The 10,122-nt window shown below is 69.9% G+C and carries 10 protein-coding genes; all 10 read right to left on the reverse strand.

The window, feature by feature from the left end:
* Positions 1-6 precede the first annotated feature (6 nt).
* Entirely contained in the window at positions 7-927 is a 921-nt protein-coding gene (locus B7438_RS12500; protein WP_085369927.1) for an NAD(P)-dependent oxidoreductase, read from the reverse strand.
* Positions 924-1,517 (reverse strand): dihydrofolate reductase family protein, encoded by a 594-nt coding sequence (locus B7438_RS12505; protein ID WP_085369928.1) that lies wholly within the window; start codon positions 1,515-1,517, stop codon positions 924-926. Before B7438_RS12505 ends, B7438_RS12500 begins: the two co-directional genes overlap by 4 nt.
* On the reverse strand, positions 1,514-2,917 hold the full coding sequence (locus tag B7438_RS12510; protein WP_085369929.1) for an FAD-binding oxidoreductase: 1,404 nt from the start codon (positions 2,915-2,917) through the stop codon (positions 1,514-1,516). The genes B7438_RS12505 and B7438_RS12510 overlap by 4 nt, the downstream gene beginning before the upstream one ends.
* A 104-nt stretch (positions 2,918-3,021) precedes the next feature.
* A complete protein-coding gene (locus tag B7438_RS12515) occupies positions 3,022-3,522 on the reverse strand; it encodes a flavin reductase family protein (protein ID WP_256922011.1) in 501 nt (166 codons plus the stop codon).
* Positions 3,523-3,527: 5 nt separating this feature from the next.
* A complete protein-coding gene (locus tag B7438_RS12520) occupies positions 3,528-4,022 on the reverse strand; it encodes an NADPH-dependent FMN reductase (protein WP_085369930.1) in 495 nt (164 codons plus the stop codon).
* Positions 4,022-5,812: an MDR family MFS transporter gene (locus B7438_RS12525; RefSeq protein ID WP_256922012.1), complete on the reverse strand. Its 1,791-nt coding sequence runs from the start codon at positions 5,810-5,812 to the stop codon at positions 4,022-4,024. Before B7438_RS12525 ends, B7438_RS12520 begins: the two co-directional genes overlap by 1 nt.
* Position 5,813: 1 nt before the next feature.
* Positions 5,814-7,139: an NtaA/DmoA family FMN-dependent monooxygenase gene (locus B7438_RS12530; protein WP_256922016.1), complete on the reverse strand. Its 1,326-nt coding sequence runs from the start codon at positions 7,137-7,139 to the stop codon at positions 5,814-5,816.
* 5 nt (positions 7,140-7,144) lie between these two features.
* Positions 7,145-7,804, reverse strand: a complete 660-nt coding sequence (locus B7438_RS12535; RefSeq protein WP_085369932.1) for a cysteine hydrolase family protein — start codon at positions 7,802-7,804, stop codon at positions 7,145-7,147.
* The gene (locus B7438_RS12540) at positions 7,801-8,865 is read right to left on the reverse strand and encodes an LLM class flavin-dependent oxidoreductase (protein ID WP_085369933.1); all 1,065 of its coding nucleotides are present in this window, start codon (positions 8,863-8,865) and stop codon (positions 7,801-7,803) included. The genes B7438_RS12535 and B7438_RS12540 overlap by 4 nt, the downstream gene beginning before the upstream one ends.
* Before the next feature lie 97 nt (positions 8,866-8,962).
* Positions 8,963-10,075, reverse strand: a complete 1,113-nt coding sequence (locus B7438_RS12545) for an ABC transporter substrate-binding protein (protein ID WP_085369934.1) — start codon at positions 10,073-10,075, stop codon at positions 8,963-8,965.
* Positions 10,076-10,122 lie beyond the last annotated feature (47 nt).

Here is a 10,122-nt window from a genome sequence, read left to right on the forward strand (position 1 = left end):
CGAATACTAACGGTCGTTGCCCGCGCGCCAGGCCACGTAATCGGCCACCGCCGCCCGCAGGTCGAACCGCGGCGCGAACCCGGTGGCGGCCGTGAGCCGCCGGATGTCGAGGTACGGATCGTCGCCCGCGTCGGAGGAACGCCCGTCCAGCAGGTCGACCCTGGTGCCCGGCAGCGCGGCAGCGAGCGCTTCGGCCAGTTGCCGGTTGGTGTAGCGCGTGCCGCTCGACACGTTGTACGCCGTGTGCCCGAGCGTGGCGGCGGTCACCAGCAGCGCGATCGCCCTTCCGCTGTCCGGCGCGTATCCCCAGTCGCCGCCGTCGTCGGCGTACAGCGGAGGCGGTTGCTCTCCCCTGCGGAGCGCTCCCACGTATGGCGGGATGATGTTGAACGGCGACTCCGGATCCATCAGCGGCCCCCAGGTGCCGCCGATGCGCAGCAGCACGGGCTGAACACCGGTCCCGGCGAAGGCGAACAGGGTGAGCGGCTCGACCGCCTTCTTGAACGCGACGATCGCGTGCGGCAGGTCCGCGAGCGGGAGCGCCAGTTCCTCGTCCCACGGGATCTCCGGGCGCCCGGTGTAGACCCCGATGCTGCTCGCGACCGCGAACCGGCGCACCGACCACGCCTGCGCCGCCTCCAGCATGGTGAGCAGCCCGGCCATGTCGTGCCGGAAGAATGCGAGAGGGTCGCCGTCCGGGATGCTCCCGGCGAGGTGCACGATGTCCCGGATGTCGTACCGCTCCCCCAGAGCCAGAACCGCGTCCCTGTCTCTGACGTCGATCGTCTCCACCTGCACGCGCCCAGCGAGGAACGACGGGATGCGCGTGGAGCGGTGCGCGGTCACCACCACCTCCTCCCCGCTGTCGGCGAGAGCGGCGGCGGTGTGCGCCCCGATCATCCCGAGCCCTCCGGTGACCAGGATCATCGCTCGACCTCGAAGTGCAGGTGGGTGACGTCCGGCGCGGACACGACCTCCAGGATGCGCAGCCGGATGTGGCCGGGCAGTTCGTGGAAGAAGCGACGGCCCGCCCCGAGCAGGATGGGCACCTGGTGCAGAATCACCTCGTCCACCAGCCCCGCCGCGAGGGCCTCGGTCACGAGCACCCCGCCCATCAGGCCGACGTCCTTACCGCCGGCCGCGCGTTTGGCCGCAGCGACCGCATCCACGATCCCGGTGCTCACGATGGTCTGACGCTCGTTCTCCGGCGGGAACGCCGAATGGCTGAGCACCACGAGCGGGGCGGTGGGGTGCGGTGCCCCTCCCGCGAAGTCGTTGGAATCCGTGTACGTGGTGTGACCGGCGAGGGTTGCGCCCACCCGGGAGGCGAGCTCGTCGAAGACGCGAGCGCTCGGCTCTGTCAGCCGGAACCCGTCGAACACCCTGCTCTGCACCTCGCCGCTGCCGTACCAGTCGAAGAGCGCTCCGCCGTCTCCGAGCCCGCGGCCGGGACCGGGATCGCGCCCGGTGATGTACCCGTCGACGGAGACGGACAGGCCGCAGATGACTTTGCTCATGATCGAACCTCTTTCGTGTCGTGTTTCGTGGTGCCCGGATCGATCGCTTGCGGGAAGCGGAAGAAGCCGTGCGGGTCGTAGTGCCGCTTCACCTCCGCGAGACGCGCGGCGTTGCCCGCGTGGTACGCCGCGACGGGATCGGTCAGGGCGGCATCCGGGAAGTTCGGGTAGACCCGGCCGGACGCCTCCGGATGCGCTGTCGTCCACGACACGTCGACCCAGTCGTCTCCCGGCGCGGCGGCGTGCTCGAGGAGGAAGCGCTGGCCGCGGTGCGCGAAGGCCGTCTCGTGCTCGGCGACACGGTCGTATCCGCCGCCCATCGGGGTGAAGGTCAGCCTGCGCGTGCCGCTTCCCCGCTCCGCGGTGCTGGTGGCTGTGGCGGTGGCGGTGAGCGCCGTGACGAGCCGGACGAGCGTCCCCTCGCCCAGCTCCCCGTCGAAGAACTCCGACCGGATGCGCAGCGGCTGTCCGTCCGCTGAGCGCGCGTCGTCGGCGAGCGTGTCTTTGAGAGCCGAGAACGGCATCGGCCCGCTCAGCCGCAGCTCGATCGGCACCGGCGCCGTCGCGGCGAACGCCTCCAGCAGCTCGCGGGTGTGCGCCACCGGGAGAGTGGATGCGCCGGACACGCGCACCAGAACACCCGACCCACCGGATGCGCCCTCGACCGTGAGGCAGACGGTGAGTGCATCCGGAGCACCGGGAGCCCACCGCTGCCACGCCCCGATCAGCCCGGCGGCCGCATCGAGATCGAGGACGTGCAGGCGTGCATCCACCCGCACGGTGTCGGGTTCGGCGATGGTGGCGAACCGGAACGAGGTCACCACCCCGAACTGCCCTCCTCCCGCGCCGCGCAGCGCCCAGAACAGGTCGGGTTCGCGTTCGGCGTCGCAGTCGACCACCGCGCCGTCGGCGAGCACGACGCGCGCGCCGACCAGCCGGTCGGAGGTGAGCCCGGCCGAGCGGCCCAGCAACCCGATCCCGCCGCCGAGGGTGAGACCGGCGATCCCGACACCGGCGCCGCAGCCGCCGGGAAGCGTGCGACCGTGCGCGGAGAGCGCCCGGTACACCTGCCCGAGACGGGCGCCGGCGCCGATCGACGCCGTCCCGTCGCTCCGTACGTCGATCCCCGACAGTGCGGAGAGGTCGAGCACCATGCCATCCGTGCTCGACCGCCCGGCGAAGCAATGTCCTCCGCCGCGCGGGGCCAGGCGAAGACCCGAGCGCGCGGCGTACCGGACAGCGGCGACCGCATCCCGTTCGGAGCGGCACAGCACGATCGCGCGGGGCCGCACATCGGCGAAGGCGACGTTGCGCGGCCGCCGCACGTCGTCGTATCCGGCGACGCCCGGGGTCAGCAGCTCCCCGTCGAGCGTGGCACCGAGCACTCCGAGATCGGACATGGCTCGACCATAGAAGCGGGCGGGGCTGCGCCTCTTGAACAAATCGTGCACGGGAGCCGAGCCCTGACTGCGCACGCGCGTGGGCGGACGGCTCTCGACCGGACCTACCCCTGCAGGATCTTCACCCGACGCTGGTGCCACACGATCGGCGTCGGGAGCTCGTCGCTCATCATGGCGAGGACGCGGAGCACGATGATGTCGTGGTCGCCCGCCGGATAGCTGTGCTCCACCACGCACTCGAGCCAGGTGGGCGAGCCTTCCAGGAAGATCGCGCCGGAGCCGACCTCCGCCTTGCGCACGCCGAGGAGCCTGTTCCTCTTGTCGCGAGAGGCGAGCTGGCTGGTCTTCTCGGCGTGACCCTCTCCGAGGATGGACACTCCGATCACCGGCGCCGCCGCGAGTTGCGGCCAGGTGGTCGAGCTGCGCTGCGCTGCGAACGACACCATCGGCGGTTCGTAGGACACTCCGACCGAGAAGGACGACGCGATCATCACCACCGCCTCCCCGTCGATCGACGCGGCGAGGGCGGCGACCCCGGAGGGGAAGCCGGAGAAGGCCGCGCGCATCTCTTCCGGGTCGGTGGTGAAGTCGTACATCATGGTCATGGCGATCACTTCTCTCGAACGAAACCGAGGATGGCGGGTGCCCACGCGGCGACCCACGTGTCGAGCGAGCCCTCGTCCGCGTAGCGCGAATCGAGTTGGTAGAGGCCCTGGGCCGGGCAGATCGCCCCGAGCTCCACGAGCACCGGCTTGAGGCTGAGCTCAGGCGCGAGCGCGTGAGCGGGGCCGGCGCCGAGCATCACCGGCACCGCGACCTGACCGGCCAGGCCGGTCCCCGTCGCGAACTGGTCGAGGAAGAGCTTGAGCAGGCCGGTGTACGTGCCTTTGAACGTGGGCGAAGCGGCGATGACGATGTCTGCGCGCTGCACGTGCGCCACCGCGTCGGCGACCAGCGGGTCGCCGAACCCGAGCAGGCCGGCCCCCAATTCGGACACCTCCACGGTCGTCGACGTGGCCCCGAGGGCTGCGGCGAGACGCTCGGCGGCGTCGCGGGTGCGGGAATGGGGTTTCGGGTTGCCAACGATGACTGCTGCTGTGACCATCAGACCTTCGTCCGTTCTACTCGGTGCTGGATTTCTGTCTCTCCGTGCCGGCTTTCGACGAGCAGCGACCGGGCGCCGCGCTCGTCCTCGCGCATCGCGTCGATCAGCTCGTCGGCGTTCGCGAACGTCCGCTGGGCGCGGATCAGTCGGTCGGTGCTCACCTCCGCGCGCAGTCCGTACAGGTCGCCGTCGAAGTCGAGGACGTGCACTTCGATCGTGTGCGCGCGACCGGGGAAGGTGTCGTTCGTCCCGATCGAGACGAGCGCAGGCAGTGGGGCCGGCCACGAATCCGCACGGAACCCACCGAAGTAGACCCCGTCAGCCGGCGCGGCGACCGGATGCTCGACCGCCAGGTTCGCCGTCGGGTAACCGAGTCCGTGCCCAGCGCCCTCACCGGGCACCACGACGCCCACGAGGAGGCCGCTCACCTCGGGCTTCGGCGGCGTGAGCCGGAGCAGCGACGCTGCCACGACGCTCAGCACCCCCACGACGGCGAGCACGCCGAGCGCGACGGCGTTGCCCGCGGCTGCGAGCACCACAGCGGTGACCGCGCTGCCGAGGACGGCGCCGAGCTGTTTCAGCGAGTTGAAGGTGCCGGAGGCCGCTCCGACCGACGACCGGTCGACCGAGGTCACCGTCGCGATCGAGAACGGCGACCAGATGAACGAGTTGGCGATCCCGAACAGCGCGAACGCCACCGAGATCGTCCAGAGCGGAGCCGCCACCGCGATGAGAGCAGCCGTGCCGCCGATCGAGACGACGAGCGCCACGGCTCCGATGATCGCGACCACCCGCGGCCCGACCGAGTTGTTCATCGCGGCCGAGATCGGTGCGGCGACGAGGCAGACGACCCCCATCGGCACCAGCACGAGCGACGCGGTCAGCACAGCCAGCCCTCGGTCGTCCTGCAGGGCGAGCATGAGCGGGATGGGCGCCGAGCCGACGCAGAACGCGGCAGCCGCCGCTCCCCACGACGCGGTGACGAACCCCCGGCTGCGGAACAGCGAGAGGGGAAGGAGCGCGCGGTCGGCCGCTCGCCGCTGCAGCCAGATGACCGCAGCGACCACCAGAGCACCAGACACGGCAAGCGCCCAGCGCGGAACGCCCGCCACGGACGGCGACGACGCGACCGTACCCTGGATCCCGAGCACCAGCGCGAAGAGGCCCAGCGCGTTGCCGACCATCGCCCACAGCGGGATGCGCGCCGACCGGCGCTCGGAGACGGGCACCCAGAGCAGCACCGCGACCGCCGTGATCACCCCGATCGGAATGTTGACCGCGAAGATCGCCGGCCACCCGGCGGTCCCGACCAGCAGCCCGCCGACGAGGGGACCGGCGACGGTCGCCGCCCCGCCGACCGCTCCCCAGATCCCGAGCGCGACCGCGAGTCGCGGCGCGGTGAACAGCGACCGGATGATCGTGAGGCACTGCGGGGTCATCAGCGCCGCCCCGACACCCTGTGCGACGCGCCAGCCGATGAGCCAGCCGACCGTCGGCGCGACAGCGCACAGCAGGGATCCGACCGTGAACGCAGCGAGCCCCACGAGATACACGCGCCGGTGCCCGAACCGGTCGCCCAGCCTGCCCGCGATCAGCAGCGGCACTGCGTATGCGATGAGGTATCCGCTGTTGACCCAGATCGCGAGGGTCTGCGTCGCGCCCAGCCCGGTCATCATCGCCGGTAGGGCCACCGACGTGATCGTGCTGTCGAGGAGCAGCATGAAGAACCCGAGGCACAGGCTGCCGAGCGCGAGCCAGTCGCGTGTCCCCTGTCGCACGACGCCGTTCACGTCACACCGCCAGGTTCTCGCGCAGCGTCGCACCCGGATAACGCGGGGCGAGTGCGCCCCGGCGCCGCAGCTCCGGCACCAGGGACTCGCTCAGCTCGGCGAGACCGGACGGCATGGAGAGAGGGCTCGACAGCATGTATCCGCCGCGCGACCCGGTCAGAGCGAAGTTCTCCTCGAGCGCGTCCGCCACCGTCGCCGCGTCGCCGACGATCGTGTGGTCGAGGCCGGTCGCCGCCTCCCAGCCGTGCTCGAAGAACTCCGTCCTCGACATCGTGTGCTCGTCGCCGAACTCCGCGACCAGTGCCCCGACGAATCCGGCCGGGCTGGCGTTGGCGGCGACGATCTCGTCCCGCAGCTCGCCGAGCCGGAACGATGCCGGCAGCGTAGAGAAGTCGTAGCCGGCGTTGTGCGACAGCATGGTGCCGACCGCCTCGTCCGTCCAGAAGTCCACGACGGCGTCGCGGCGCGTCTGCGCCTCCTGCGCGGTGCGGCCGACGATCACCTGGGTCGCCCAGAGGATGCCGATGTGCGCGGGGTCGCGCCCTTCGGCCACGAGGGCTTCGTCGAGCATCCGGCGATGGCGCTGCTGCCCGGCGAGGTTGCCGCCGAAGCCGAAGATCAGGTCGGCGAACGACGCGGAGCCGGCGATCCCCCGCGGGGAGTTGCCCGCCTGCACGATCACCGGATGGACCTGCGGGCTCGGCACGGAGGCCAGCGGTCCCTTGACGGTGAAGAACTGCCCGTCGTGGTCGATCGCCCGCACCTTCGACGGGTCGGCGAACCGGCCCGTCGCCCTGTCGCGGATGATCGCATCCGGGGCCACCGAGTCCCACAGGGCACGGCAGACGCCGATGAACTCCTCCATGCGCTCGTAGCGCAGGTCGTGGTCGATCAGCTGCGCGTATCCGTAGTTGGCCGCATCCGCGCCGCGGCTCGACGCCACGACGTTGAACGCGATCCGGCCGCCGGTCACGTGATCGAGCGAGTTGAGCAGGCGGGCGACGTAGAACGGGTGCATGAACGTCGACGAGTACGTGAGCCCGAACCCGATGTTCTCCGTCACCGTCGACATGGCGGCGATGATCGGCGACATGTCCTGGCGCGGCCACTGGATGCCCCACTCCACGGCAGGGTCGATGCTGCCTCGCCACGTGCTGGGGATTCCAGAACCGTCGCCGAAGAAGAGCATGTCGACCCCCGCGCGCTCTGCGGTGCGGGCCACCTCCATGTACATGCGCACGTCGGGGAACTGCTGGCCGACCCACGACCCCGGTTGCGTCCAGCGGCCCTCGGTGTGGGTGAAGGAGAGGTCGTACGCGATGTGCATTCCGCTCACGATGTCGCCTTCTTCCAGAGGCCGACGACCTCGTCCACGTCCGAGATCACGGCGACGTTGAGTTCCAGTTGCACGAGCGCGGCCTCGTGGACCGCCAGGTCGTACGCCGCTGTCGCGTCCCTCGGCACCACCACGGGCCAGTCGAGCTGCATCGCATCCTGTGCCGTTGCGTCGACGCAGCACTCGCTGGTGAGCCCGACGATGGTGAGCCAGCCGTAGTCGTTCGCCCTCAGCCGTTCGTCGAGGTCCGTGCCGAGGAAGCCGCTGTATCCGCGCTTGACCACCCGGAGCTCGTCGGCGGCGGGCTCCATCCGGTACCACTCGGCGCCGGCTGTCCCGACGATGCATGGCTCGGTTTCGCCCATCGGTGCGTCGTAGTCGCCGTCGCGCAACCAGTTGCTGGACTTCCACGGCCGGGCCGGATCGCTGCCGAGCTCCACCCAGACCACCGGCACGCCGAGCTCCCTGGCGCTGTCGACCAGCGCCGCGATGCGGGAGACGGTGGCGTCGAGACCGGCGACGACCTCGTCGGTCAGGCCGTACGCCCCGAGCGCAGCCGGGTCGCCGAAGTCGCGCTGCACGTCGACGACCACCAGGGCCGGCTTGCTACCGGGGGCGGTGAGCCGGCCGAACTGGGCTTCACGGAGGGCGCTCATCGGGTGCCCGCCTCGTCGTGCGCGCGCAGAGCGGGGAGAACGGTCTCGCCGAACAGCACCATGTCCTGGTCGTATTCGGGGAAGATCAGCATCAGCCCGTCGAGGTCCGCCTCGCCGACGATGTACTGGATGTGCTCCGTCACGGTCTGAGCGGACCCGGCGACGTACGCCGTCTGGAACGCGGCCTCACCGACAGCCCCGGATGCCCAGGCCCGCGCCTGGTCCTCCGGCACGCCCCAGGATGCGCGCATGTTGGCCAGCGCTTCGCGGTCGACCCCTGCTCCCCACTCCTTCACCTTCTTGTCGGCGAGCGCATCCGTCTCGTCCTGCACGACGGTGAGCATCGAGTACGTCTTGCAGGTGCGGCCGTTGGCGGCTGCGCGGGCGTGAACGTCGGCGGAGAGCTCCGTCATCTCCTCCAGGCTGTCGCCCGCGAGGAACGCACCGTCGGCGAAGCGGGCCTGGAACGCCCGCGCGGCCTCCGATTTCCCCGCGCTGATGATGGTGGGCTGCGACGAGGGGTGCGGCCGCGATTCGCAGTCGACCAGGTCGAAGTAGGGGGTGTGCATGGTCACGGAGTCCTCGCTCCAGAGCCGGGTGACCGCTTCGGTCCACAGCTCCGTCATCGCGTACCGGTCGGCGTGACTGAGCGTCTCCTCCCAGATGCCAAACTGCTCGAACTCGCCCGCGTACGCGCCGTTCACGATGTTCATGCCTGCGCGACCGCCGGAGACGTCCTGCAGGGTGGCGTACATCTTCGCCGCGACGGCGGGGTTGTGCACGTTGGCGTGCATCGTCGCCCAGATCTTGACGCGATCGGTCGCTTCGGCGAGCGCCGACATCATCGTCATGGATTCGAGAGAGCGGCCCCAGTGGTCGGTGGTGCCACCGAATCCGCGCCATTTGGCCATCGACATGATGAAGTCGAGTCCGATGTTCTCGGCGTGCAGCGCGGCTCGCTTGTTCCAGGCGTATGAGGCTTCCGGATGCGGGGCGGTGGTCGAGAGCATCCACCCCCCGTTCCCGATGGGGAGGAAGATTCCATAGTCTTTCGCTGACATTCTGCGGGCCTTTCGGTGCGATTCCGTGCTGATGCTGAGGCTGGTGGTACCCGGGGCGGGGAGGCGTTTCCCCGCCCCGGGGTCGGTGCTGTCCGGGCTACGGCGCGGGCCAGATGAGGGCGTCGCCCTTGTAGATGGCCTTGATGTACGAGTCGTCGAACCAGTCGGCTGCTTCCGTCCCGGTCACGCCGGCGGGCACGATCTCGAACTGGTGCAGCATGTCGACGAGCTTCGTGATGTTCTCCGCATCCATCCCTCCGAGCGGCTGGCCGGTAGTGGGGTTGTCAGCGACGACCTGGGTCTCGGTCTTCCAGATAGTGGCGTTGAGCTTCTTGTCGTAGGTCGCTCCGCCGGACAGGTCGGCCGCGAAGCCGACACATTTCTCGATGTTCGCGTCATTGGCCGTGCAGTACTCGTAGGCGTGCAGCGCGGCCCGGAGGACGTCCTGCACGGCGGTCGGATGCGCCTTGGCGAACGCCGGGTTCACCGCCATCGCACCGAGCGAGCTCGGGATGCCGTACTTCACCGGCTGCCAGACGGTGACCTTGTCCCCGGCCGCTTTGAGCTGGTTGGGCTCGTTCGAGATGAATCCGGTGAGGGCGGCGAGGCCGTCCTGCTTGCGAGGAAGCACCGACGGGTCGTAGCCCTCCTTGACCAGCTTCAGCGAGTTCCAGTCGACGCCGGCCTTCACCATCATCGCTTCGACGGAGGCGGGCACGTAGCCCTTGTGGCCGACGACCTGACCGTCGAGCTGCGTGAGGTCAGTGATGCCGGGGTTCGTCATCAGGATGTCGAGCCCAGCGTTCGAATAGGAGGAGATGCCCTCGATGTCGATGCCGCTCGCCCTGGCCTGGATGAGGTCCTGCTGGGAGATGGCGGACACGGTCGCCTGGCCGCTCGCGAGGAGCTTGGTGTTCTGGGCCGTGTCGCCGCTGCCCGGCTTGAGCTGCACATCCAGGCACAGGTCGGAGAAGTAGCCGAGCTTGCTCGCGGCGATGTATTCGAGGATCGACGCCGACGACTGGAACTGGTATCCGGAGAGGTAGTTGATCGTTCCGGCTGCCTTGTTCTTCGCGCAGCGGTCGGCGGAGATCGCGCTCCCGGCCGATGCGGAATCTGCCGGGGCGCCGGAGCTGCACGCGGCGACGCCGAGCGTCAGGACGACAGCGGCGACGGTCGCGAGACCGGTCTTGATGAAGCGGTGCTGCATGGGTCACTCCTTCGGGGATGGGTGGTGCAGGGGGGGTGGTGCAGGGG

It is taken from the genome of Leifsonia sp. NCR5 (genome assembly GCF_002105485.1).
In the GTDB taxonomy this organism is placed as follows: Bacteria; Actinomycetota; Actinomycetes; order Actinomycetales; family Microbacteriaceae; genus Leifsonia.